Origin of the sequence: Kitasatospora sp. NPDC002227, from assembly GCF_040296285.1 — a bacterium.
Classification (GTDB): Bacteria; Actinomycetota; Actinomycetes; order Streptomycetales; family Streptomycetaceae; genus Kitasatospora.
In genome coordinates this window covers 71,068-95,009 of the sequence record NZ_JBEOWY010000022.1, presented here as the reverse complement: position 1 = coordinate 95,009, position 23,942 = coordinate 71,068, and the positions used below count along the sequence as shown (strand labels likewise).

The window sequence follows — 23,942 nt, the reverse complement described above, 5'->3', positions numbered from 1 at the left end:
GGTAGCACGGGGAGTCCTCTGATGTGGTGGCGTTCCCCGCGCCCCGGCCCGCTCACTCTATTCCGATCATCGCCTTCGCCGGCCACCCAGATCAGACCTGAACTGGTCAATTGACATCTGGTGATCGATAGATAACACTCGGTCACCGGCAAGGCTGTCTCCGGAGGGCAACCCGGGGATGGAGCTCATGGCTCAACTTCATCGCCGCCGACGCGACCGACGAGGTGCAGCCGGCCCAGGGGTCTTACGGCAGGACTCTTGGTCGAACTCCTCCACCAACAAGCTGCCTTGCCGCCCTGGTGCACCCCTGTGGGGCTGCCACTCCTGCACCGAGACTTCGCGTCGGCACAGTCTCGGCCCGACCACCGTTAGCGCGGAAGGCCGGGCCGAGCCTGCCTGAACGCATGCCTGGCCTACCTTCCTCAGCTGGAGGACCAGGATGAACTTCGCGGGATGGGGCGCAGCCGCTGTTGGGCTGCTAGCGGTGCTGGTTGCCACCGTCAGTGCGCTGCTCGATCACGTCGTGACACTGAAGCCCAAGGCCATCGCTGCCATCGTGGCGATTCGGGAGGTTCGGGAGGCGTGGCGTGGCCAACGGCACGATCTCCCGTGATGAGCAATTCCACAATTGCCCAACAGCGAATTGCCTGCCGAAAGACTGCGCAAGGCACTACCGTCCTGAGCTGCTGATTTGACTGACGGTCCTCGGGATCGCCAAACTCGGTTGCGTGGCGGCCTGGTTGAACAAACCGCGCCCACTCCACGCCTCTCGCCAGAGGCGTGGTGCTCGACGGCTCTGGAAGGACTGTTTCGCACCGGCGTGCGGGACTTAGGACGCAGAGCCACCCTCGCAGTTACGTCGAGGTGAGCAGCCCCCATCAGTGGGCAATCGGCCGCGGGGTGGTCCGCGCCGAGCATGAGCGGCGGGTATCGCGCGATCCCCGCCGCAGCTAGACCGAGAACTGCGCCGGCAGCGTCTCGATTCGTCCGACCGCGTTGGCGGTGGGCCGGGTCGAGCCTGCCTGAGCGCAGCTTCATCCCAGCCTCCGCCGGAAAGTGGGGAGTTGTGGGAGTGGCTGGCTGGCTCGCGGTCGTCATCGCGAGCGTGGACAAGGTCCCGTTGCTGAGCGCCAAGGTGATCGTCAGCATCCGCTCGATGCGGGCGGTGATGGATGAACTGAAGAGGCGGGGCAACGCCGAGGTCAGCGGGCGAGGCGCGTCAGTCGAATGATGAGGGGCACCCGGCGGTCAGCGGCCGGGCGCCCCTCGCCAGTGGTCATTCGCCTCGGATCTCGATCCGGGCCTGTCCTGGTGTGATCTCTCCGGCGCAGAGGCGGTGGATTGTCTCCAGCTGCTCGCGCAGTGACCGGCCGCTGGTCCGGGCGAGTTCGGCGGCGGTGGCCAGGCGCTCGTAGAGGTCATCGAGCTGAATGTCCGTGATGGTGCTGGCGGTTGCGCGCTGCACGGAGGACTCCCATCTCCGGGGACTGTACGAGACGGTATCCGCCGGGAGAACAGGGCCTTGGTCGGCGCTCACCTGTTGTTGCACCTGCAGAGGCCGTTCGGGAGGCACCAGGAGTCGCATGACTTGCACCAGATCGCGCCGGGGACGGGTGGTGTGCGTTCGGTCTGGTCGTTGAGGGCGGCGAGGAGGGTGGCTCGGTGTTCGGCGGCGTGGGGGTCCGGCGTGATCGCTGGCTGGGCCTTCCGGCTGGGGCGGGGCGGGGTAGGGCGGTTGCGTTCGGCGAGCACTGCGCGCAGTGAGCCGTACCGCTCGTTCATGAGCTGGACGTAGAGGTCGGGTTCCACTGCGTCGTCGCTGTTGTAGGTGGCTGGCATGTGGGCTCCTTGTGGTGCGCGAGGACCCGCCCCAGGAGTGGTTGGGGCGGGTCCGGGTCGTGGGTGGTGCGGCGCCCTGCGTGACCCCTTGGGGGGCCGGCGCCTGGCGGGTGGGGCGCGGGGGGGTTGCCGCCCGCCAGGCGCGGTTGTGAGGGCGCCGCTTCCACGGCGCTGTTGCTCAGGGCCGCCGGATGGGGCGGCTGCCCTGAGCAACAAGCTGACCGTATCACTTACTTAAGTTGTCGCCTACTTTTTCTGGAGTGCGTGATGCAGAGAGCCTCCGAAGCCGAACCCGTCGAACGGCTCCGTGCCAAGCGGGTCGGCCTTACTGTCGGGGATGAACAGGCTTTCTTGGAACGCGGGTTGAGTGCGCCCGAAGTCAGCGCCCGTCATCTGCGCCCAGGTGAGCTTCGGGGCCGCCGCGGGGGGTGGCGGTGCGGTCAGCTGTCCGGTGATGGGCAGGACGAGCACCACCGTGCGCACCGTGATGCCGATGGGGTGGAAGGCATCGTCGGGCAGGGGCTCGATGGTCCCACCGGCGTCCTTCACGTGCTGGCGGAACTGGGCGGTGGCCCGGTCGTTCCTGAAGGTGACCCCGGCGGACATGATCGCTACCAGCTTGCCGCCCGGGCGGACGAACCCTTCGGCGTGGCTGACGTGCCGCAGGTCCTGACGCCCGGAGAAGGGCGGGTTCATGACGACTGCGTGGTAGTCGGGGCGGCGGGGCCGCTTGAGGAAGTCGCCCGTGATGACCTCGCGGGCGTAGCCGGCGTCGCGGATTGCGGCGGCACTGGTGGGGTCCAGCTCGATGCAGTCCACGACGGCGCCACGGTCGGCGAGAAGGCGGGCCAGTGCCCCCTCGCCGGCGGAAGGCTCCAGGACCAGCTGGTCGGTGTCGATCTCGGCGAGGTCGGCGAGCCGCTCTGCGACGGGCCGGGGCGTGGGGTAGAACTGCCGCTCGACGGTGCGCTCCTTGGCCGTCTGCACCTGCCCCGCGGCGAGGAGGGCCGCGACAGCCTGCGCTGCGTCGCCGGGGAAGACGTGCGCCTTGCGGGTCCGCTGCCAGTGCCCGCCGGCTGTGGCGAGCAGCTGGTCGATGCGGACGTAGAGGGTGCGGCCGAGCTGGGTGGGCAGGCGCAGCTCGGTGCCGTGGCTCTCGGCCTGCTCCAGGACTTCGCGGATCTCGTTGTCGATCTTCACTGCTGTTCTCCTCCATGAACACGGAGGGGCGGCCGGTGTTGGCCGCCCCTCCGGCGGATGATGGGTCAGGCGGACTGGGTGGCCGCCTCGGCCTCGGCCGATTCGGCGTCGGGGGTCTGCTGGGCGGGCTCGGCGCTGGCGGGCTCGGCCGGGTGCTCCTCGGGCGTGCTGTCGGTCTGCCCGGCGGTCGGCGCAGTCGGCTCCGGCGAGTCAGTTTCGGCGGTGTCCTGCTCGGCCGGGCTGTCGCCCTTCGACTCCGGGGTGCCCGGCTGGGTGGGCGGGAGCGCCTCGGGGTTCACGACGATGGCGTGGGCCTCGGCGGCCGCCTTGCTCTGCCGCAGCTGGAACATCGCCTTGCTGACCGCCTGGCTGACCCGGCCCAACTGGTCCAGGCGTGCGGTGAACTCGCCCTCCAAGGCGTCCACGAGCTCCGGAAGCGGCTTGGTGGCGATGGCGTCGAGCTTCGCGATCATCCGCTCGATCTGGTCAAGCTGGGTCCGGGTCGCCTTCCGGTTGGCGAGGCGCTCGACGCGCTGCTCCTCCGTCATATCCTCCAGCGCCAGCAGCAGGGGCTGGTTCTGCTGCTGCTTCACCTGGAAGACGAAGTGGACCAGTTCGTTCTCGCTGGCGAACTCGCCGCGCGCCCACTTGGCGAGCACGGCCTTCTGGTTCGCCGGGGTGAGCTGCGAGATCTGCACGGCGGCCTGGGTGCCGATCGCCCCCTTGTTGACGTGCTCGGCGATCGCGGGGATCAGGTCGAGGAGCTTCAGACGGAGGTTGACGAACTGCGTGGTCTTCCCGAAGTCGGCGGCGACCGACTCGGGGGTGGCGCCCTCCTCCTCATTGAGGATCCTCTTGAAGGCGCGGGCCTCCTCGATCGGGGTCATGTCCTCGCGGTTGAGGTTCTCGGCGACGGCGTCCTTGAAGCTGCGCAGCGTGTACGGGCCGTCGATGATGACGGCGTCGATGGTCTCCGCCTCGTTCAGGTGGGCGGCCCGCCAGCGGCGCTCACCCATGACGATCTCGTAGCCACCACGCTCCTCGTCCTTGCGGACGATGATCGGCTGGAGCTGGGTGCGCTCGGCCATGGAGGCGGCGAGCTCCATCAGGGCGGCGGAGTCGAAGTACTCGCGCGGCTGGTCCTCGTTGCGGTGCACCTCGCCGAGCGGGAGTGCGACGACGGCCTTGCCCTTGGCCATCTCGACCTCGAGCGACTCCAGGCCGTTGGTCTCGGCGGCGGTCGGCTCGGCCGGGGCCGGCGACTCGGCTGCCGCCTCCACCTGCTGGTCGGTCTCCACTGCCTCGATCGCGGCGGCGGTCGGCTGCTCCTGCGTCGACGCCTCGACGGAGGCGGTCGCCTTGACCGCGGGGGCGCTCTTGCGGGTGGGCGCCTTCCGGGGGACGGCGGCCTTGCGGGTGTTGGTGGCCTTGCCGGGCTCGGTCTTGACGGTCATTTCGGACTCCACTCCAAGAGGTTTCCGGGGACTTCCCCCCGTCCTTATGACTTAATTTTATACGCATAAGGGGGAGGGGGCAAGCTCGAATTTGGAGTTTTGCAGGGCAGGCGGCATGTGACCCACCTGGTGGCATGTCAGCCGAGATGCGCGGAGCCGTCGCCCAACTGGGCCTGCGCCTCGATGGCCGCCCGGTCCACGATCGCGATGTCACACAGGAGACCGATCGCTTCGCCCACGCCTATGCCCTGGCGGTCCGCCAGTTCGGTCTCCTGGAGCCGTGCCAGCACCATGGCCCGGTCGATCATCAGGACTTCCCCCTCGCGGCCATCCCGACCGCGCATCGCGTGCGGAGGATGCACGCGCGAAAAGATGGCCGGTCCAACAGCCTCGGCAGGGCACCCCCGAGCCGCTCATGATCGGCGACCTTCCGGTAGCTTGCATCGTGTCGCGACACATTGTCAACGATCATGAACAATCAGCCCTGATGGCATCGGAGGAGGTCTGCGCCATGACAACGGACTCAGGGTGCAGGATCCACTGATGCACGCATCCCAGCCGCCGCCAGAGGCACCGCGTTCCCTGGCCGCCAAGCTCGACTTACTACTGCGCCGCCTCGCCGCGAGGAGCGGCCGCGTGCCATCGGTGCGCGAGCTTGCCGCCCGAACGGCCCGCGAGGATGGTGGCAAGCCAGCGGTCACGCACACAGTGATCAACGATCTACTTAACGGCACGAAGTCGAATCCTCCCTGTACTACCATCCAGGCAGTAGCGCAGGCGTTCGAAGCTCCGTCCGCATACCTGCTACCCGGATGGAACGACCTTGCGTCTCTCACCGTCTACGAGCACGAAGAGCGTGCTCGTGAGGCGCTGCGGCTGGTCGCGGACCTCGACTCGGGGGCGCTAGACGAACTGCTTGCCGCTGCTCGTGAGATTCGCGAACGGCACGCACCCGGCACCGCGCCGGCGCCTGAGGTGCCGGATGTGCCACCGCTGGCGCCTGAGCCCACAAGGCCCGGCCGGCGAAGGGGAGGTCGGCGCAGCGACGCCGAGATGGCGGCCAGGGCCGCCGACTACTAGGGAGGTTAGACAACAGCATGCTGGACGCCCTGATCTTCGGGCTGTGCACGCTTGTCGGGCTTGGAGGGACCGCAGCGACCCTGCGGGTGGCCTGGCAGCGGCGGCACGAGGAGGACTACGGCCTCTCACGTTGGGCCAGAACATCGGCATTCGCCGTGGTGACCCTTGGCGTTGCGTTGGCGATCCCCGCCCTGGCAAGTTCTGTTGAGTCCTTCACCGGCATCCCGAACGTCGCCAAGCTCGGCGCGCACCTGTGCGCCGTCGCGTGGAGCTGCAGCATCCAGATCATGCTGGTGGACTGGGCGTATGAGCACTGGGCCGTGCCGACCCATGCCTGGTACCGCGTCTTCGTCGCATTCGGCGTCGTTGCCGCGCTCATCCCCATGTTCATCGCCGCGTCCGACGACGCCAAGAACATCCAGTTCACAACCGAGTTCGCCGGCAACCACACCGTGCACTCCTACCTGCTGGTGTACCTGGCCTACATCGCCGTAACCTGCGCCGAACTGACCTTCCTCTGTACGAAGGCGGCTGCGATCAACCGCCGGGCCGGTCGCATCAGGCAAGCGACCGGCCAGCGCATCGCCGCCGTCGCAGCCGTGTTCGGTCTGGCCTACGCCGCCAGCAAGGGCAGCTACTTGATCACGTACTCGGCGGGCAACCCGTGGTCGCTTGCACTGGAGGAGAAGCTCTCCCCCTCCCTCGTGGGCATCTCTATCGCCCTGCTGATCATCGGTCTGTCAGTCTCGGCCACCGGACCACGCCAGCAGGCGTCGCCTCATAGCGCAACGCCGTAGACGTGCCGCTGTAGCAGCGCGCATGGGTGGACCGGCGGAAGAGGGCCAGCCAGGCGCCCGTCTGCTCCACCCTGGCGCCTGGCTTTCACCGTACGGTCACCCTTGGCGCACGCCCCACGGTCGCCTCGCGCACCCCGTAACCTCGCAGGGGCTGAGGCTCTTGCTCGGGTAAGCGGGATAGTCCGTTGGATGGAACTTGGAGATGAAGTCCGGGAAGTCCGGTACCGGGAAGACCATCTGACTGTCGATTCCAGGCGGGCGTTCGTACATCGTGGGGAACTCGAGGGTGGCCCAAGTCCAGAGGGCACCTGGCAACGGTCCGAGTCGCCGGATAGTCCACGGCACGTGGTTCGGTGTCCATACCTGGTCACCGATGCGCACTCGGTGACCGTCCTTCGTCAACGGGGCCCGCTGAAACATACTTCCCCCAGTCATTCCGGCCGACAAGGTACGGCTACCCCGCCAGCTCCCGGAACACCCAGTTCCACAGGCGAGTCCGCACTCTCAACTGGCTCCTGAAGCATTGAGGCTGCACAGCGACCTTGAACCACGTCGGCTTCACCGACCGCGCCTTAACCACTCACACGCCCCGAGTGCGCGAGCGGCGCTGGTAGGACTCGAGAGCGGCCAGGAAGTCCTGCCGCGTCAGGTCCGGCCACAAGGCTGGGGAGAAGTGCAGCTCACTCTGGAATCCCTGCCAAGGCATGAAGCCGCTGAGGCGCTGCTCCCCGGATGTGCGGATCACGAGGTCGGGGTCGGGCTGGCCGCTGGTGTACAGGTGCCGCGCTATGTCCCGCTCTTGAACTGCGTCTGCAATCTGCTCGGCGTTGTACCCGCGAGCGGCGAGCTCCGCGACAGCGCGGCGGAACGCGCCGACCAGCTCTTCCCGGCCTCCGTACGCCACAGCGATGTTGACCTGCATCGCCTCCGGGTGAGCAGGTTCGAGTGCCGCGATCCGTTCCATGGTGCAAGCCGTACGCTCCGGCAGAAGACTGAAGTCACCGATCGGGCGGACGTCCCAACAGTCAGCGTCCCGCAGGTCGAGGACCAGGTCCTCGATGATGCCGATGAGCGGCCTGAGTTCAGCGGCCGGCCGTTGCAGGTTCGCCACCGACAACAGCCAGAAAGTGACGACCTGAATGCCGCTCTCCTCACACCAGGTCACCACCTCCCGGACCTTCGCTGCTCCTGCCCGGTGGCCTTCGACGGTGGACAGACCGCGGGCCTTGGCCCATCGTCGACTGCCGTCGACGATCACCCCAAGGTGTCTGAGCTGCGTGCTTTTGGTCGGTGGTGCGGGGCTCAGCTGGTTGTTGATGACGACTTCTCCGCGTTGCGCCAGCCCAGGACCACACGGCCAGGCTCGACAGTTCTGATGCCCTTCGCGGAGGCCTGGAAGACCTCGACCTTGGTGAGGAGCAGGATGGCGATGCCGCGCTTGGCCTTGGCCGGGGCGTGCTCCCACCACGCGATTGCCTTGTCCACATCGTCAAGGTGTGGTGCCGCAACGGCCTGTTCGAGGAAACGGATCCGAGCCCGGAGCTGCTTGCTATCCGCCTTGGCCTGCCGCTCGACCTCGTGGAGGGTCGTTCGGCTTACCTTCGCGTCGACGTAGTCGCGGGCCAGGTCCTTGGCAGCCGTCTTCAGCTCATCGATGCGTGCCCTGGCTGCTTCGGCCTCGGCGGTCAGAGTGCGCCGGGCGGCCTCCAGGGCAGTCTGGGTCTCGGGCCGGAGAAGTTTGGCGAGCAGGTACTCACCGACGTAGCTCTCCAGCAGTTCGGCGTCGATCCGGACGTGGCCGCACGCGGACTTGTACCCGGGAGCGTCGGAGTTGGAGCGAGCTCCCGCCAGCGGCTGCTGGCATAGACCGCAGACCCCGAGCCCGCCGGTGAAGACGTAGTCGTAGGCGTCTTGCTTAGGCACGGACGCCTGCTCCTGGTCGAGCTCTCGGAGCTGTATGAATTCCTCACGGGTGATGATCGCCGGCTTGCCGGTCTCAACCAACTCGCCGTTGGCGTCCTCCGCCAGGCCAGCGATCATGGGGTTGCCCAGCAGGCGGCCCACGGTCATGGAGTTCCACTCGGCGCCGCGTGCGCCCCTGTGGCCCTGAGCGTTCATCCACCGACCGATGTCGGCCTTGCTCGAGCCGGACGCGCGACGAGACGCGGCATCGCGAATGGGCTGCACCTCAGCTTCGCGCAGTCGCGTGCCGTCAGTGTCGTCGAAGCCGTATTGCCTCGGCATGCCGTCCTACCTAGCTTGTTGTCGCAGTGCCCCGACCCGCGCGGTGGCAACTTTGGGCTAAGTTGCCACCACTTTGGGATCGGCCAAGCGCCCTCTACGGGAGCACCGTTGGCAGTCCCAGCACCTCCCGTAGGGAGGCAGTGGAGACCTTCATTGTCCCGCCGAGCTGAAGCGTCTTCGCTGGAAAGTCGCCCGAGCGGATCAGATCCATGGCCTTGTTGCGGCCGATTCCGAACGCCCGAGCAGCCGTCTCCACGCTGACGATCGCTGGCAGGTCAAGCAGCTCACGCAGAGTCATAACCTTTGACCCGGTCGAGCTTGCGGGTGTTGCAGTTGTCATCAGCTGCCGCGTTTCTCCCCCGCGCACAACTGCTTCGCAGCATACGGCACCGTCACCCGAGTAGGGCAAGATGGAACGATCCCAAACCAGTAAGTGCGTATGAAAATTTCATACGCACTTACTCTCAGTTACCACTAGACGCCAGGGGGGCGTGTGGGCATCGCCAAGATGTTCAAGGACATGACCTACAAGCGGTGCGGATGCACCGAGCCGGTTCTGCGGGACGACGGGAGTCCGGTCCTCACCGCAGCCGGGAAGCCGAAGCTGCGGTACCTGGAGAAGACCTGCCCAGAGCTGAGGAAGGCCGGTCACGGCACCTGGCACTACAGCTTCGAGGTCGAGCAAGGCGCGGACGGCAAGCGCCGGCCTCGGGCCAAGCGGGGCAACTACGACACCCAGGAGAAGGCAGCCGAAGCCGCGAAGGAGGCGTGGGACCTCGCCCAGAAGGGCGTCAACGTGGTCTCCCAGGAGACCGTCGAGCAGTTCCTCCGGCGCTGGCACAAGGCGAAGACAGTCGAACTCTCCCGCACCACGGCGCACGAGTACGGACGGGACATCGACCTCTACCTCGTCCCGCATCTCGGGGCCGTCCGCCTGAACAGGCTCCGCACCCCGCACGTGCAGGAGATGATCAACTGGTTCGCCGACGACAACCAGCGCCGGATCAAGCACCGCGAGCGCGTCGAGGAGCTGAAGGCCGCCAGCGTAGCCGCCAACGCCGCTTGGCGCGCAGCCGCGAAGGCGGAGAAGGCGGAGAAGCGGGCCCTGTGGACGGCCGCCCGGGAGGTCTACGAGGCGCAGCGGCGAGAGGTTCAGCGGGTCACCGGCCCAAACACCCTGCAGAGCCTCAAAGCGACGCTGCGGGCCGCCTTGAACGACGCGATCAAGCAGGACCTGATCGTGAAGAACTACGCCTCCCTGGCCACGTGGCCCAAGCCGGTCAAGGTGAAGGCACTGGTCTGGACCCCGCCGAGGATCGCCTTCTGGAAGCGGACCGGCCGCAAGCCCAGCCCCGTGATGGTCTGGACGACGATGCAGACCGCGCAGTTTCTCGACTTCATCGTCGACGACCGGCACTTCCCGCTCTGGCACGTCATCATCTTCCGTGGCCTGCGCCGCGGTGAAGCCGCAGCCATCCGGTGGGACGACATCGACTTCAAGGCCGGGGTCCTGCACGTCCAGGACCAGTTCGTCACGGTGAACTACAAGGTCTTCGAGGACACGCCGAAGGCGGACTCGGAAGGCGACGTCAAACTCGACCGCAACTCGATCCAGTTGCTCAAGCAGTGGCGCAAGCTCCAGCGGGCCGAGCGGGCTGACCTGGAAGAGGCTGGCGGGGTCTGGGCGGACAAGGAGAACCTCGTCTTCACGAAGGAGGACGGGAGCGCCTACCACCCCCAGTTCTTCACCGACCGCTGGGATAGGCTGGTCGTCCTGTCCGGCCTCCCTCCGGTACGACTCCATGACGGCCGGCATGGGGCCGCCTCGCAGGCGCACGAAGCAGGGGTGCCATCCAAGGTCATCCAGAAGATGCTGCGCCACGCCTCCGAGCGGACAACGAAGGACATGTACACCTCGATCATGCCGGAGGCCGAGGAGCGGGCCGCCGAGGCTTCGGTCGACCTGGTGGGCGCCGCCTTGACTTTGGTCCGGCAGAAGAAGGCCAAAAAGGCGAAGAAGGCAGCCAAGGTCCTGGCAGGCGTCTGACCTGCTGTAACGCGGTGACGTCCGGGGAGATGGGCCCCGACTCGTCCCCAGAGCGTTCCCAGAGCGTTCCCAGAGGGCTCACGCGAGGCCATTTGAGGCGACAGGTCTATACCTGTCGTTTGTCTGCGTGCACGCAAAAGGCCAGGTCACGGGCTATGTGACCTGGCCTTTTTGCGAGCCGCTTTCGGGATTCGAACCCGAGACCTACGCATTACGAGTGCGTTGCTCTGGCCAACTGAGCTAAAGCGGCAGCCGCTGCCGCGACGCTCCGCTGGGGAACCTCGCTGGCAACGCGGGCCAGTCTACACGGCTTCGCGGGGTGATCCGCACCGGGTTTCAGGCGGAGGACGCGGCGAGCTTCACGGCGAAGCCGGCGAAGAGCATGGCGACGGCGCTGGTCAGGCCGGCGGAGAGGCGCTTGCGGCGGCTGAAGGCGGCGGAGAGGGCGGTACCGGTGAAGATCAGGGTGGTGAGGTAGAGGACGCTGAACGCCTGGAGGATGCCGCCGAGGACGGCGAAGGAGAGGGCGGGGGTTCCGTAGTTCGGGTCGACGAACTGGGTGAAGAAGGAGAGCAGGAAGAGGATCGCCTTGGGGTTGAGCAGGCTGATCGTCAGGGCGCGGCGGAACGGCCGCTCGGTGGCGGCAACCACGGGGGCTTCGGGAGCGGCGGAGGCCGCGGCGCGGCGCTCGCGCCAGAGCTGGCGGGCGGCCCGCAGCATGCCGAAGCCGATCCAGAGCAGGTAGGCCGCGCCACCGAACTTCACCACCGCGAACACCGCCGGGTTGGCCTTGAGCAGGGAGGTGGCGCCGAGCGCGGTCAGCGAGATGAGGGTGAAGTCGCCGACGAAGACCCCGGCGGCGGCCCGGAAGGCCGTGCGGGCACCGCGCCGGGCGGCCACCGAGAGCACGTACAGCGAGTTGGGGCCGGGCAGCAGGACGATGACCAGGGCGCCGAGGACGTAGGTCGCCAGGTTGTTGACTCCGAACACGGTGCGGCTCCTCAGCACGATGTCAGCCGGATGGGCGAATCATCGTAACCGCGGAGCCGCAGGCAGTTGAAACGGCAATCAACCCGCTACTTGGCGCAACGCGTCCCCGCTGCCGGGGCGTCGCCGCCCAGCAGGTAGCGGTTGACGGCCCCGTCCACGCAGGCGTTGCGCCGCCCGTAGGCGGTGTGACCGTCGCCGTCGTAGGTCAGCAGCCGGCCGGACTCGAGCTGGGTGGCCAGCGACTGGGCCCAGGCGTAGGGGGTGGCTGGGTCCCGGGTGGTGCCGACCACCACGATCGGGGCGGAGCCCGCCGCGCGGACGGTGTGCGGGGCACCGGTCGGCTTGACCGGCCAGTACGCGCAGGCCAGGGCCATCCAGGCCATGTCGCGGCCGAAGTGGGGCGAGGTGGTCTGGAACGCGGGCAGTGCCTTCCGCACGTCGTCCGGCCCGGCGAAGGGCGCCGGCAGGTCGAGGCAGTTGACGGCCATGTTGGCGAACATCAGGTTCGGGTAGCTGCCGTCCGGCGAGCGCTCGTAGTAGTCGTCGGAGAGCCGGAGAAGCCCGCTGCCGTCGCCGCTCTTGGCCGAGGCCAGCGAGGTGCGCAGCTGCGGCCAGAGGAACTCGGCGTACATCGCCTGGATCACGCCGGTTGTGGCCTGCGACTCGGTCAGTACCCGGCTGCCGTCCGTCTTCAGCGGGTGGGCGTCGATCTGCTGGAACAGCGCGTCCAGCTGCTGGCCGGCCTGCTGCACGCTGGTGCCGAGGGGGCAGTCGTCGTGGGTGACGCAGTCCTTTGCGAAGGCCGCCCAGGCGGTCTCGAAGCCGCCGGCCTGGACCTTGTTGCCGGTGACCGAGTCCAGGGACGGGTCCATCGCGCCGTCCAGCACCATCCGGCCGACCCGGCTGGGGAAGAGCCCGGCGTAGGTGGCGCCGAGGAAGGTGCCGTAGGACTTGCCGAGGTAGTGCAGCTTGTCGTCGCCGAGCAGCGCCCGCAGCACGTCGAGGTCGCGGGCCGACTCGACGGTGCTCACATGGCCCAGGAAGGCGCCGGACTTCTGCTGGCAGGCCGCCGCGAACTCCTTGTCGGCAGCGACCAGCTTGTCCGTCTCGGCCTGGTCGTCGGGGGTGATGTCGACGGCGGTGTAGGCGTCCATCCGGTCCCCGCTCAGGCAGGTCACCGGGCTGCTGCGGCCGACCCCGCGGGGGTCGACGCCGACCAGGTCGTACGAGGCGCGCACGCCCGAGTCGTAGCCCTTGGCGACCGACTCGACGTAGTCGACGGCCGAGCCGCCGGGGCCGCCCGGGTTCAGCACCAGCGAACCCGTCCGCTTGGCCGTGCCGGAGGTGGGCGAACGGACGGCCGAGAGCACCAGGTCGGCGCCGGCGCCCGGGTGGTCGTAGTCGAGCGGGACGTTGAAGGTGGTGCACTCGAAGCCGTCGTCGCACGCGTGCCAGCTGAGCTTCTGCGCGTAGTACGGCGCGAGCGCGGCGGCCGGCTGGGCCGGCAGCGGCTCCAGCGGGGCGACGCCGGGGACGAGGCCGTCGGCGGAGGACTTGGAGGAGGACGGTGCGGTGGCGCCCGTCCCCGCTCCGCCCTCGCCGGCGGAGGAGCAGCCGGCCGCCAGCAGGCCGGCCAGCGCCAGCGCGGCGGGCAGCCGCAGGCCGTACGGGCTGGTCCTGCTCGGCCGGGCAGCGCGCATGGCGGTTCTCTCCTCAAGGGCGGTACGGGAACGGGCCTGAGCGTATCCCCCGCCGGGCCGGCCGGAGCCGGAGGACAGGCCCGGTTGCACCATCCAGCGGCAGCACCACACGCAGCAGGGGCAACCCCGCTGTCCCTGGGGGTGCTGGGCCTCAGGACGGGTGGGCCAGGGTCTCGGCCAGGTACTGGACGGCGATGCGGACGAGGCGGAGGCGTTCGCGTTCCGGGGTGTAGTCCTCGACCACCTCGGAGAGGCGGACCTGGGCCTGGGCTGCGCGGCCCTGGCCGGTCTTGAGGGCGGTCTGGAGACGGTGGGCGGCGTCCTGGCCGTCGCGGTCGCGTTTGGCGGCGGCGAGCAGCAGGCGGGCCGGGGTGGTGCCGGGGGCCGCGGCGCCGGTCTGGGCCAGGGCCGGGTCGTCGTAGCGGCCGGAGACCGCGGCGGCGGCGCCGTAGAGGTCGGGGCGGGCCAGGCCGGCGGCCGCCGCGCAGGGGGCGCCGGCCTCGACGCCGAGCACACCCCAGCCGCCGGGCCCGGCAGGCAGGGTGCGGAAGGCGGTGCCGACCGCCGTCCGCAGGGCCGCGTCGTCGGCCACCGCCTGCGGCGCGGCGGCGACCAGCTCGCACGGGTGCGCGGTACCGGTCGGCGACTCGGGCGCCACCACCACGAACGGCCGGGCCCGGCCGAGCTTCACGGCGGAGGCGACTCCGTCGAAGACGTCCGGCAGCTCGACGTCGGCGGTGGTCCGGGCTCCCCCGGCGTGCAGCACGATCACCGGGAAGCGTGCGTTCGGATCGTCCTTGTACTGCGCGGGCAGCCAGACCCGCACGGCCCGCGGCCGTCCGTCCGGCCCGGCCACGGATCCCTCCATCAGGTCCCCGCCCGCCGGGTGCCCGAGCACCCGGAACTCCACCTTGACCGCCGAAGGCGCGGAAGCCGTTGCGGAGGACGGCGTGGAGGACGGTGCGGAGGACGGTGCGGAGGACGGCGCCACCGCGTCCACCGCCGGAGCGGAGGCTGCCGCGGCGGCGGCCCGTACCTCCCCCGCCGCGCCGCCGGCCCCCAGCACACCCCGCCCGTCCACCACCAGCGCGACCGTCAACGCGGCGACACCCATCCCGCAGACCACCACTCCCCCGGCCCGCACCAGCAGCGGCCGCTGCTCCGCCGCCAGCTCGTACGTCTGCGCCGCCTTGAGGTCACGCCAGCGGCGCAGCACGGACCGGGCCAGCCAGAGCCCGGCGGTCACGGACAGCAGCAGGGGCACGACGAGGAGCGGACGGGGCATGGGACGCACCACCTCGGGAGAACCGGCACCGGTCGACCCCGACGCCAGGTGCGCCCGGGCCATGGCGTACTCGGTCCACAGGGTGCTGGACGCGCGCCGTGACACCGCGCGGGCTCCCGGAGCACCCCGGCACATTCACTCGAACGAGTGGTCAACCGGGCGGCACCCGGAGGGGCCGCTCAGCCCGCCCGGAGGGCGACCGTCATCGCCTCCACCGCGAGCAGCGGGTCGACGTTGCGGTCGAGTGCCCGGCGGCAGGCCAGCACGGCCTCGATCCGGCGCAGCGTGTTCTCCGGCTGCCCGGAGCCGGCGATCCGGTCGAGGGCGGAGCGCTGGTCCTCGTTGGCCAGGGCCCCGGCGGAGCCGAGCTGGAGGGCCAGGACGTCGCGGTAGAAGCTCAGCAGGTCGAGCAGGGCGACGCCGAGGGTCTCGCGCCGGGTGCGGGTGGCGCGGCTCTTCTGGCGCTTCTCCAGCTCCTTGGCCGCCCCGGCCAGACCGCGCGGGGCCCGGCTGCCCTCGACCGCGCCGTACGCGGCCCGCAGGTCCTCGGTCTCCTTGGCGTCCCTGGTCTCGGCCAGCGCCTCGGCGTCGGCCTTGGCGGTGTCGACCAGGCGCTGGGCGGCGCTCAGGCAGCCACCGATGTCGGCCACCTCGAGGGGGATGCGCAGCACGTCGAGGCGCCTGGTGCGGGCCTGCTCGTCCACCGCCAGGCGGCGCGAGCGCTCGACGTCGCCCTGCCCGGCGAGGGCGGCCAGCCGGGCCGTGCCGGGCTCGACGCCGTCGCGGCGGACCAGCATGTCGGCGACGGCCTCGGCGGCGGGGGTGCGCAGCACCAGCAGCCGGCAGCGCGAGCGGATGGTGGGCAGCACGTCCTGCACCGAGGGGGCGCAGAGCAGCCAGACCGTCCGGGGCGAGGGCTCCTCGACGCCCTTGAGCAGGGCGTTGGCCGCCGCCTCGGTGAGCCGGTGGGCGGCGTCGACCAGGATCACCGACCACTTGCCGCCGGTCGGGTAGCTGGCGGCGCGCAGCACCAGGTCGCGCATGTCGCCGACGCCGATGGACAGACCGTCGGTGCGGACGTACTTCACGTCGGCGTGGCTGCCGGAGAGCACCGTGTGGCAGCCCTCGCAGAAGCCGCAGCCGGGCTCGCCGCCCAGGTCGAGATCGGGGCTGGTGCACTGCAGGGCGGCGGCGAAGGCCCGGGCGGCGGTGGTCTGCCCGGCGCCGGGCGGGCCGGTGAACAGCCAGGCGTGCGTCATCAGCGAGGCGTTGCCACCGGGGGCCGCCGTACCGGTCACGGTGGCGCGCGCGGCCCGGGCAGCCGCCGTCAGCTGCTCGACCACCCGATCCTGCCCGACCAGGTCGTCCCACACACTCACGCCGCACTCCCGCCGATCAGCGCCATCCCTGCCCGAGCCTAACGCCGTCCGCCGACACCCGGGCCCACCCCGACCGGCGGCTCCTGCGCCGGGACGACCGCCGGCGGCGCGACAGGCTCCCGCAGCCGCGCGAAGGAGGCCCGCAGTCTCACCTTCAGCCAGGCCGAGGCCGGCCGCTCCACCCAGCGGTGCACCAGCCAGGAGAGCCCGGTCACCGCCACGACCAGCCCGAGGACCAGCAGCCACGGCGGCACCGATGCGCGGAAGACGAAGATCGCCTCCCAGCCGAGTTCCTCGTGCAGCAGGTACAGCGGGTAGGTCACCGCCCCGGCCGTGGTCAGCCACCGCCACCCGATCCGGCGGAACCAGCCGAGCGCGACCCCGGTCATCAGCAGGTAGAACACCGCGAGCAGCGCGACCACGACCCACTGCGGCAGCTGCGCCTCGGCCTGCCCGGCGACGAACCTGTACGTCGGCTCGGTCGCCCGGCAGCCCGCCAGGAAGCTGAAGCCGACCAGCAGCCAGAGCAGCAGGTCAGGACCGAACCGCCAGATCAGGAAGAACGCCAGCCCGGCCACGAAGAACCAGCAGTACTCCGGCATCACCACCAGCTGCAGCAGCGGCACCCCGGGCAGCCCCCAGGCCACCACCCCGGCCACCAGCCAGAGCAGGCAGAACGCCACCACCCGGCGGTAGGTCACCCCGAGCCACACCACGACGGCGAACAGCAGGTAGAACCGCGCCTCCACCCAGAGGCTCCAGTACACGCCGTCCACGTACGGAACCCCGAGCGGGTACTCGGCCATCGTGAGATTGGTCAGCACGTCCTGCCAGCGCCGGGGCGCCGTCCCGCCCGGGACGGCCCAGAGCACGGCGGTGGTGAGCAGCACCCCGAACCAGTAGGCGGGGAAGAGCCGCACCACCCGCGAGGTGAAGAAGTCACCCAGCGAGCGGCCCCAGCAGCTGAGGCAGATCACGAAGCCGCTGATCAGGAAGAACAGCTGCACGCCCAGCCAGCCGTACGCCGCCGGGACGTACACCCCGGGGAAGATCTCCCCGCGCGGCCGCGCCCAGTCCGAGCCGTACGCCACGTAGTGGTAGGCCACCACCATCAGGACAGCCAGGAACCGCAGACCGTCCAGCGCGACCAGCCGCGCCGGCCCAGCATTCTTCACAACCGCCAACTCTCCGCAGAACCGGACCACTCCGGGCCGCTCCGACACTTACCGAGGCAGCCCGTACCGTCCGGCTCCTACTTGCGGCCGCGCCGCTTGCGGTCCTTGCCCGGGGGCTCCTCACCGTCCCAGTCCGCCCACTCCGCACGCGAACCGAGCAGGGTGTCGGTCAGGCTCGGGAGGTCGTCCAGCGGGGTCTCCTCGGCCCAGTCCGGGCGGGGGCGCGGCTCGACCACGGGCATCTCGCGGGTCTGCTCGGCCTCGCCCGGCTGCTCCCGCCAGAGGCCGGGCGGCACCCGGTCCTCGGGGGCCAGCGGCACCGGCCGGTCCGGGGCAGCGGCCTTCGGAGCGGCCTTGGAGTCGGCCTTGGAATCCGCCGACGGCACCTTGGGCAGCACGGCGGTCTCCTCCGCGGGGGCGACCCGCGGCAGCACGGCCGTCTCGTCGGCGGGGGCGACCCGCGGCAGGACCGCCGTCTCCTCCGCCGGGGCGACCCGGGGCAGGACCGCCGTCTCGTCGGCCTTGCCGGCCTTGCCGGCCTTGCCGGCCTTCGCGGCCGCGGCGGCCTCGGCCGCCCGCACGGCCGCCTGCCGGTCCTGCTCGGAGATCTCCTGGGTGGGCTCCTCGACCCGCGGCGCGGCGTCCCCGCCGACCTTGGTCAGCTCCACCGTCGCACCACCGACAGCCGCAGCGGCAGCCGCCGCAGCCGCCAGCCGGGCCGCCTCGGCGCGCTGCAGCGCCTCCTCCGCCCGGCGCCGCTGCTCGGCGCGCTGGATGTCCCGCTGGCGCTGCAGCTCGGCCTGGGCCTCAGCCTCCGCCGCCAGGCGGGCCCGCTCGGCCTCCTCGGCCTTGCGCCGGGCCTCGGCCTCGGCCTGCCGCGCGGCCTCCTCGGCGGCGCGCTTGCGCTCGGCGGCCTCGGCCGCGAGCCGGGCCTCCTCCGCCTTGCGGGCGGCCTCCTCCTCGGCCACCCGGCGGGCCTCCTCGGCGGCCAGGCGCTCCTTCTCGGCCTGCTCGGCGCGCAGCTCCTCCAGGAGGGCGAGCCGCTTGCGCTCGGCCTCGGCGGCCTCGGCGGCGAGCCGGGCCTCCTCGGCGGCGCGGCGCTCGGCCTCCTCGCGGGCGAGGCGCTCCTGCTCGGCCCTGGCTGCCTTCTCCTGGTCGGAGAGCGGCAGCTCGCGGTCGAGCCGGTGGCGGATCGCGGTGGTCACGACGGCGGGCTGCCGGCTGCCGTCCACCACCAGGTAGCGGGCCGGGTCGGCGGCTGCCAGCGCGAGGAAGCCGGCCCGCACCCGGGAGTGGAACTCGGTGGGCTCGGACTCCAGCCGGTCCAGCGCCTCGGTGAACCGCTCGCGGGCGGCGGTCGGGTCGACGTCGAGCACCACGGTCAGGTCCGGCACCAGCCCGCCGGTGGCCCAGCGGGAGATCCGGGCGACCTCGGTGGCGGCCAGGTCGCGTCCGGCGCCCTGGTAGGCGATCGAGGAGTCCATGTACCGGTCGGTGATCACCACGGCGCCGCGCGCGAGCGCGGGGCGGATGACGTTCTCGACGTGCTCGGCCCGGTCGGCCGCGTAGATCAGCGCCTCGGCGCGGTGCGACAGGCCGGTGTTGCCGACGTCCAGGACGAGCGCGCGCAGCCGCTGCCCGATCGGGCTGCCGCCGGGCTCGCGGGTGAGCACCACCTCGTGGCCCTTGCTGCGGATCCACTCGGCGAGCGCGTTGGCCTGGGTGGACTTGCCGGCACCGTCGCCGCCCTCCAGGGCGATGAAGAAGCCGGTGCCGGTCACCCGGTGCGGGGCCAACGGGGCGCCGCCGCGCAGCGAGCGGACCAGCTCGCGGCCGAGCGGCACGCTGCCGCGCTGGTCGTCGGTCTTGAGCAGCACCACGGCGGCCAGCGCCATGGTCAGCAGCCCCGCGGTGGCCACGGCCAGCGCCGCCCCGCCGTGGATGAAGGTGAACCCGCCCGGCCGGACTTCGCCGTACTGCACCTCGCCGTAGGCGGCGGCGATCAGCGGCATGCCGACCAGCGCGCCGCCGACCACCAGGCGCAGCACCGCGTACAGGTGCTCGGTGACCTTCGGCAGCCGCAGCTCCTCGACCTCCTGGGCGAGCAGGGTGCGGCCGGTGGCGACGACGATCCCGGCGGCCAGCCCGGCCAGCGCGGTGAGCAGCAGGACCAGGACGAAGTCGAGCACCAGCCCGGCCAGGATCAGCGCGACCCCGGCGGTGAGCAGCGCGAGCACCAGCAGGCGGCGACGGGAGAGGCTGGGCAGGGTGGCCCGGGTGATCCGGATGCCGAGCGCGGGGGTGCCGGTCGCGGCGAGCACGACCAGGGCGAAGCCGATCGGGCCGGCCCGGTGGTCGACGGCGGTCAGCAGCCCGAGGGCGGCGACCCCGGCCATCGAGGCGTACGCGGCGGCGACGGCGAAGGTGAAGTACGGGGCGGAGCCGGTGCGGCCCTTGCTGAGGGCGGGGCCGGGGGTGGCGTCGGTGGGGGCGCGCAGGCCCTGCAGGGGGGAGCGCGGGCCGGTGCGCACCTCGGCGGGCAGCTCCTGCAGGTAGATCAGCACGGCGGAGGCGGCGAACAGCGCGGCCGCGCCGAGCCCGGCGACGGTCACCTGGTGGGCCCGCAGCCAGTGCGAGCCGAGCGCCGCCGCGGTGTTGTTCACCAGCGTGAGGACGGTCAGCAGCACGGCCGCCAGCGGAAGCGCGGCCCAGCCGGTGCGCTGCTCGACGGTGCGGACGGTGTCCAGGCTCGCGGCGGAGGGCCGCTGCTCGGCGGCGGGCGCAATGGGGCCTCCCCGGCCGAAGGCCGGGGAAGAGTCGGCGACCGGCAGCAGGCCGGGCACCGCGGCGTCCTTGGCCACCGCCCAGATCCGCTCGGCGGCACCGGCCAGGAAGGCGGTGGCGAGCAGCGGGTAGACGGCCGAGGCGCTGGTCCAGGTCAGCCACCAGGGCGCCAGGCCGAGCAGCACGGCGCGGAAGGCGTCGGCACCGAGGAGCACCCAGCGCCGGTCCAGCTTGCGGGCCACCAGCTGGTGCACCGGGCCCAGCAGCGCCGCGCCGAAGATCAGCGTGCCGAGCAGCCGGGCCGCGAGCACGGCGGCGACGGCGAAGGCCTGGGCACGGTAGCCGTGCCCGAAGGCGCTGCCCGTGAACGAGGCCGCCCAGGTCAGCGCGAGCAGTACCAGGACGCCGAGCCGGTCGGCGGTGCCGCCCACCAGCTGGGCGGTCCACAGCCGCCGGTAGGGCCGCTGGCGGAGCAGCGCCCGGGCCCGCTCACCGGGCGTCCCGGCGGGGGCGACCTCGGGCGGCTCGGGTGCTCCGGCGCTCGTGGGGGTGGGCTGCTCCTCGCTCGTCATACCGTCAGCGTAGCGGTCGGCACCTCGGGCAAAAGGTGGGCGGAGGCTCCGGATGCCCGGTCATGACAGGGTTGTGACGCGCTACGGGCCCGCACTCGGTGAGTGCGGGCCCGTAGCGGACACGGCGCTGCTGTGAGCGGACTCTCAGCTCAGCTCTCGTCGGTGGCGGCCTTCGCCACGGCCGTCTTCTTGGCTGTCGTGGTCTTCTTCGCCGCCGTCGTCTTCTTGGCCGTCGTGGTCTTCTTGGCGGCCGTGGTCTTCTTGGCGGCCGTCTTCTTGGCCGCGGTCTTCTTGGCCGCCGTCTTGGTCGCGGTCGCCTTCTTGGCCGGCGCCTTCTTGGCGGCCTTCTTCACCGGGCCCCGGGCCCGCTTCTCGGCCAGCAGCTCGTAACCGCGCTCGGGCGTGATCGTCTCGACGTCGTCGTCCTTGCGCAGCGTCGCGTTGGTCTCGCCGTCGGTGACGTACGGGCCGAACCGGCCGTCCTTGACCACCACCGGACGCTCGCTGACCGGGTCGGTGCCCAGCTCCTTGAGCGGCGGCGCGGCGGCGGCCCGGCCGCGCTGCTTGGGCTGGGCGTAGATCGCCAGCGCCTCCTCCAGCGTGACCGTGAAGAGCTGGTCCTCGGTGGTGAGCGACCGCGAGTCGGTGCCGCGCTTGAGGTACGGGCCGTAGCGGCCGTTCTGCGCGGTGATCTCCACGCCCTCGGCGTCGGCGCCGACCACCCGCGGCAGCGAGAGCAGCCGCAGGGCGTCCTCGAGCGTGACGGTGTCCAGCGACATCGTCTTGAACAGCGAGGCCGTCCGCGGCTTCACCGCGTTCTTGCCGGTCTTCGGGGTGCCCTCGGGCAGGATCTCGGTGACGTACGGGCCGTAGCGACCGTCCTTGGCGACCAGCGGGTTGCCGCTGACCGGGTCGGTGCCCAGCTCGAAGTCGCCGCTCGGCTTGGCCAGCAGCTCCTCGGCCAGCTCGACGGTCAGCTCGTCCGGCGGCATCTCGTCGGGGATGTCGGCGCGCTGGCCGGGCTCGCCCTCGACGGCGGAGGCCTTCTCGACGTACGGGCCGTAGCGGCCGACCCGCAGGGTGATCTCGTCGCTGAGCGGGAAGGAGCTGATCTCGCGGGCGTCGATCGCCCCGAGGTCGGTCACGAGCTCCTTGAGGCCGCCCAGGTGGTCGCCGTCGCCGTTGCCGGCGTCGGCGGCCCCGCCGGTGGCGACGCCCTCGCCCTCGGCCTCGCCGAAGTAGAACCGCTTGAGCCACGGCACGGACTGCGCCTCACCGGCGGCGATCCGGTCGAGGTCGTCCTCCATCCGGGCGGTGAAGTCGTAGTCGACCAGGCGCCCGAAGTGCTTCTCGAGCAGGTTCACGACCGCGAAGGAGAGGAAGGAGGGGACGAGCGCCGTCCCCTTCTTGAAGACGTACTTGCGGTTGATGATCGTGTCGATGATCGAGGCGTAGGTGGACGGGCGGCCGATCTCCCGGTCCTCCAGCTCCTTGACCAGCGAGGCCTCGGTGTACCGGGCCGGGGGCTTGGTCGAGTGACCCTCGGGGTTGAGCTGCTCGGCGGCCAGCGGGTCGCCCTCGGCGACCTGCGGCAGACGGCGCTCACGGTCGTCCAGTTCGGCGTTCGGGTCGTCCGCGCCCTCGACGTAGGCCTTGAGGAAGCCGTGGAAGGTGATGATCTTGCCGGAGGCGGAGAACTCCACCGCGCGGCCGTCCGCCGAGGTGCCGCCGACCTTCACGGTGACGGACTGCCCGACGGCGTCCTTCATCTGCGAGGCGACGGTGCGCATCCAGATCAGCTCGTAGAGCTTGAACTCGTCGCCGCCCAGCGCCGTCTCGGCCGGGGTGCGGAAGCGGTCGCCGGAGGGGCGGATCGCCTCGTGCGCCTCCTGCGCGTTCTTGACCTTGCTGGCGTAGGTGCGCGGCGCGTCGGGCAGGTAGCTCGCGCCGTAGAGCTGGGTGACCTGCGCGCGGGCCGCGGTGATCGCGGTGTCCGAGAGCGTGGTCGAGTCGGTACGCATATAGGTGATGAAGCCGTTCTCGTACAGCTTCTGGGCCACCTGCATGGTCCGCTTGGCGCCGAAGCCCAGCTTGCGGCTGGCCTCCTGCTGCAGCGTGGTGGTGCGGAACGGCGCGTACGGCGAGCGGCGGTACGGCTTGGACTCGACGCTGCGGACGCTGAACGCGGTCTGCTCCAGGGCGGCGGCCAGCGCGCGGGCGGCCTGCTCGTCCAGGTGCAGGGTGTTCGCGGTCTTCAGCTGCCCGTCCGGGCCGAAGTCACGGCCGGAGGCGATCCGGCGGCCGTCGACGGTGCTCAGCCGGGCGGCGAAGGTCTCCGGGTTCGCGGCGTCCGCCGGGGTGCGGCCAGTGCCGAAGGTGCCGGTCAGGTCCCAGTACGAGGCGGTGCGGAAGGCCATCCGCTCCCGCTCGCGCTCGACCACCAGGCGGGTCGCCACGGACTGGACGCGGCCGGCCGAGAGCTTCGGCATGACCTTCTTCCAGAGCACCGGCGAGACCTCGTAGCCGTAGAGGCGGTCGAGGATGCGGCGGGTCTCCTGGGCGTCGACCAGCTTCTGGTTGAGCTCGCGCGGGTTGGCGACGGCCTCCTGGATCGCGGCCTTGGTGATCTCGTGGAAGACCATCCGCTTGACCGGGACCTTGGGCTTGAGCACCTCCTGGAGGTGCCAGGCGATGGCCTCGCCCTCGCGGTCCTCATCGGTGGCGAGGAAGAGCTCGTCGGACTCCTTGAGCAGCGCCTTGAGCTTGGAGACCTGCGACTTCTTGTCCGCGTTCACCACGTAGATGGGCGCGAAGTCGTGGTCGACGTCCACGCCGAGACGGCGCACCTCGCCGGTGTACTGGTCCGGAACCTCGGCGGCCGTGCCGGGGAGGTCCCGGATGTGCCCGACGCTGGCCTCGACGATGTACCCGGGGCCCAGGTAGCCCTTGATCGTCTTGGCCTTGGCCGGCGACTCGACAATGACGAGTCGCTTGCCGTGCGCGGTCTCGCTGCTCGGGGACACCTTCGCTCTTCTCTCCCGGTCGTAACGTCTGCTGGCGGCGCTATCGGCGACGGGAGGCGTTCCCACCGCCGCCGGGGCTGCCGCTGCGCGACGGCCCCACCAGCGGAGTGTGACCGTACCCTGGCCACCCTTGTCAAACGGACCGATCCGGCAATTTCACCGGCAAGGCCCACCCACGCCACTCGAACGGTAACCCGATGCCGCGCCTTTTCGCTGCGCGGACAGTGCGTTCACGCCCGTGGCAGCGGCCGCCCACCAGCTACCTACCAGTCTCCTCGACCCTGCGGCCATCCCTTTTCGGCCACCGGGCCGGGGCCTCGTCCGACCGTGGAGCTTTCCCAGGCTCTATCAGCTCACTGCCCCGGGCCCAGCC

At 70.9% G+C, this 23,942-nt stretch carries 20 protein-coding genes and 1 tRNA gene; 5 read left to right on the top strand and 16 right to left on the bottom strand.

All coding sequences use genetic code 11. The annotated features are described in order from the left end of the window. Window positions 1-439 precede the first annotated feature (439 nt). The gene (locus ABT095_RS20855; RefSeq protein ID WP_350530935.1) at window positions 440-613 is read left to right on the top strand and encodes a hypothetical protein; all 174 of its coding nucleotides are present in this window, start codon (window positions 440-442) and stop codon (window positions 611-613) included. A 459-nt stretch (window positions 614-1,072) separates the two neighbouring features. Continuing rightward, entirely contained in the window at window positions 1,073-1,231 is a 159-nt protein-coding gene (locus ABT095_RS20850; protein ID WP_350530934.1) for a hypothetical protein, read from the top strand. Between the two features lie 45 nt (window positions 1,232-1,276). Here the strand turns inward: ABT095_RS20850 and ABT095_RS20845 are convergent, their stop codons facing one another. The 5 genes from ABT095_RS20845 to ABT095_RS20825 all read right to left on the bottom strand — a co-directional run bounded on the left by ABT095_RS20845 (window position 1,277) and on the right by ABT095_RS20825 (window position 4,801). After that, the gene (locus tag ABT095_RS20845) at window positions 1,277-1,465 is read right to left on the bottom strand and encodes a hypothetical protein (protein WP_350530933.1); all 189 of its coding nucleotides are present in this window, start codon (window positions 1,463-1,465) and stop codon (window positions 1,277-1,279) included. A 68-nt stretch (window positions 1,466-1,533) separates the two neighbouring features. Further along, the gene (locus ABT095_RS20840; RefSeq protein WP_350530932.1) at window positions 1,534-1,839 is read right to left on the bottom strand and encodes a hypothetical protein; all 306 of its coding nucleotides are present in this window, start codon (window positions 1,837-1,839) and stop codon (window positions 1,534-1,536) included. A gap of 246 nt (window positions 1,840-2,085) precedes the next feature. Then, window positions 2,086-3,039 carry a hypothetical protein gene (locus ABT095_RS20835; RefSeq protein WP_350530931.1) on the bottom strand — a complete coding sequence of 318 codons (954 nt, stop codon included), beginning with the start codon at window positions 3,037-3,039 and terminating at the stop codon, window positions 2,086-2,088. Between the two features lie 65 nt (window positions 3,040-3,104). Next, the gene (locus ABT095_RS20830; protein ID WP_350530930.1) at window positions 3,105-4,493 is read right to left on the bottom strand and encodes a ParB/RepB/Spo0J family partition protein; all 1,389 of its coding nucleotides are present in this window, start codon (window positions 4,491-4,493) and stop codon (window positions 3,105-3,107) included. Window positions 4,494-4,630: 137 nt separating this feature from the next. Beyond that, window positions 4,631-4,801 carry a hypothetical protein gene (locus ABT095_RS20825; RefSeq protein ID WP_350530929.1) on the bottom strand — a complete coding sequence of 57 codons (171 nt, stop codon included), beginning with the start codon at window positions 4,799-4,801 and terminating at the stop codon, window positions 4,631-4,633. Between the two features lie 235 nt (window positions 4,802-5,036). Here ABT095_RS20825 and ABT095_RS20820 point away from each other — a divergent pair, with 235 nt between their 5' ends. Beyond that, on the top strand, window positions 5,037-5,573 hold the full coding sequence (locus tag ABT095_RS20820; RefSeq protein WP_350530928.1) for a hypothetical protein: 537 nt from the start codon (window positions 5,037-5,039) through the stop codon (window positions 5,571-5,573). Between the two features lie 17 nt (window positions 5,574-5,590). Further along, on the top strand, window positions 5,591-6,370 hold the full coding sequence (locus ABT095_RS20815; protein WP_350530927.1) for a hypothetical protein: 780 nt from the start codon (window positions 5,591-5,593) through the stop codon (window positions 6,368-6,370). Between the two features lie 580 nt (window positions 6,371-6,950). Here the strand turns inward: ABT095_RS20815 and uppS are convergent. From uppS to ABT095_RS20800, 3 genes are all read right to left on the bottom strand, one after another. After that, complete coding sequence (gene uppS, locus ABT095_RS20810; RefSeq protein WP_350530926.1) at window positions 6,951-7,628, bottom strand: polyprenyl diphosphate synthase; 678 nt, start codon at window positions 7,626-7,628, stop codon at window positions 6,951-6,953. A 44-nt stretch (window positions 7,629-7,672) separates the two neighbouring features. Then, window positions 7,673-8,614, bottom strand: a complete 942-nt coding sequence (locus tag ABT095_RS20805; RefSeq protein WP_350530925.1) for a recombinase family protein — start codon at window positions 8,612-8,614, stop codon at window positions 7,673-7,675. Window positions 8,615-8,708: 94 nt separating this feature from the next. Further along, window positions 8,709-8,912, bottom strand: a complete 204-nt coding sequence (locus tag ABT095_RS20800) for a helix-turn-helix domain-containing protein (protein ID WP_350530924.1) — start codon at window positions 8,910-8,912, stop codon at window positions 8,709-8,711. Between the two features lie 195 nt (window positions 8,913-9,107). On the opposite strand from ABT095_RS20800, the gene ABT095_RS20795 reads away from it, so the two are divergent. Then, window positions 9,108-10,661 (top strand): site-specific integrase, encoded by a 1,554-nt coding sequence (locus ABT095_RS20795; RefSeq protein ID WP_350530923.1) that lies wholly within the window; start codon window positions 9,108-9,110, stop codon window positions 10,659-10,661. Window positions 10,662-10,837: 176 nt separating this feature from the next. Here the strand turns inward: ABT095_RS20795 and ABT095_RS20790 are convergent. The 8 genes from ABT095_RS20790 to topA form a co-directional block, all read right to left on the bottom strand. Beyond that, window positions 10,838-10,911 (bottom strand) — tRNA-Thr (locus ABT095_RS20790). An 86-nt stretch (window positions 10,912-10,997) separates the two neighbouring features. Further along, on the bottom strand, window positions 10,998-11,651 hold the full coding sequence (gene leuE / locus ABT095_RS20785; RefSeq protein WP_350530922.1) for a leucine efflux protein LeuE: 654 nt from the start codon (window positions 11,649-11,651) through the stop codon (window positions 10,998-11,000). A gap of 86 nt (window positions 11,652-11,737) precedes the next feature. After that, window positions 11,738-13,351, bottom strand: a complete 1,614-nt coding sequence (locus ABT095_RS20780) for an alpha/beta hydrolase (RefSeq protein ID WP_350530921.1) — start codon at window positions 13,349-13,351, stop codon at window positions 11,738-11,740. 151 nt (window positions 13,352-13,502) lie between these two features. Further along, on the bottom strand, window positions 13,503-14,636 hold the full coding sequence (locus ABT095_RS20775; RefSeq protein WP_350530920.1) for a hypothetical protein: 1,134 nt from the start codon (window positions 14,634-14,636) through the stop codon (window positions 13,503-13,505). A 179-nt stretch (window positions 14,637-14,815) separates the two neighbouring features. Then, entirely contained in the window at window positions 14,816-16,015 is a 1,200-nt protein-coding gene (locus ABT095_RS20770; RefSeq protein WP_350530919.1) for a DNA polymerase III subunit delta', read from the bottom strand. 38 nt (window positions 16,016-16,053) lie between these two features. Continuing rightward, complete coding sequence (locus ABT095_RS20765) at window positions 16,054-17,190, bottom strand: acyltransferase family protein (RefSeq protein WP_350530918.1); 1,137 nt, start codon at window positions 17,188-17,190, stop codon at window positions 16,054-16,056. 77 nt (window positions 17,191-17,267) lie between these two features. Then, complete coding sequence (gene tmk / locus ABT095_RS20760) at window positions 17,268-20,546, bottom strand: dTMP kinase (RefSeq protein ID WP_350530917.1); 3,279 nt, start codon at window positions 20,544-20,546, stop codon at window positions 17,268-17,270. A gap of 149 nt (window positions 20,547-20,695) precedes the next feature. After that, a complete protein-coding gene (gene topA, locus ABT095_RS20755) occupies window positions 20,696-23,569 on the bottom strand; it encodes a type I DNA topoisomerase (protein ID WP_350530916.1) in 2,874 nt (957 codons plus the stop codon). Between the last annotated feature and the right edge of the window lie 373 nt (window positions 23,570-23,942).

Excerpts from the sequence above, each read along its gene's own strand:
- ABT095_RS20855 (WP_350530935.1), top strand. The coding sequence starts at position 440 with ATGAACTTCGCGGGATGGGGCGCAGCCGCTGTTGGGCTGCTAGCGGTG.
- ABT095_RS20840 (WP_350530932.1), bottom strand. The coding sequence starts at position 1,839 with ATGCCAGCCACCTACAACAGCGACGACGCAGTGGAACCCGACCTCTAC.
- ABT095_RS20830 (WP_350530930.1), bottom strand. The coding sequence starts at position 4,493 with ATGACCGTCAAGACCGAGCCCGGCAAGGCCACCAACACCCGCAAGGCC.
- ABT095_RS20825 (WP_350530929.1), bottom strand. The coding sequence starts at position 4,801 with ATGATCGACCGGGCCATGGTGCTGGCACGGCTCCAGGAGACCGAACTG.
- ABT095_RS20820 (WP_350530928.1), top strand. The coding sequence starts at position 5,037 with ATGCACGCATCCCAGCCGCCGCCAGAGGCACCGCGTTCCCTGGCCGCC.
- ABT095_RS20815 (WP_350530927.1), top strand. The coding sequence starts at position 5,591 with ATGCTGGACGCCCTGATCTTCGGGCTGTGCACGCTTGTCGGGCTTGGA.
- ABT095_RS20805 (WP_350530925.1), bottom strand. The coding sequence starts at position 8,614 with ATGCCGAGGCAATACGGCTTCGACGACACTGACGGCACGCGACTGCGC.
- ABT095_RS20800 (WP_350530924.1), bottom strand. The coding sequence starts at position 8,912 with ATGACTCTGCGTGAGCTGCTTGACCTGCCAGCGATCGTCAGCGTGGAG.
- ABT095_RS20780 (WP_350530921.1), bottom strand. The coding sequence starts at position 13,351 with ATGCGCGCTGCCCGGCCGAGCAGGACCAGCCCGTACGGCCTGCGGCTG.
- ABT095_RS20775 (WP_350530920.1), bottom strand. The coding sequence starts at position 14,636 with ATGCCCCGTCCGCTCCTCGTCGTGCCCCTGCTGCTGTCCGTGACCGCC.
- tmk (WP_350530917.1), bottom strand. The coding sequence starts at position 20,546 with ATGACGAGCGAGGAGCAGCCCACCCCCACGAGCGCCGGAGCACCCGAG.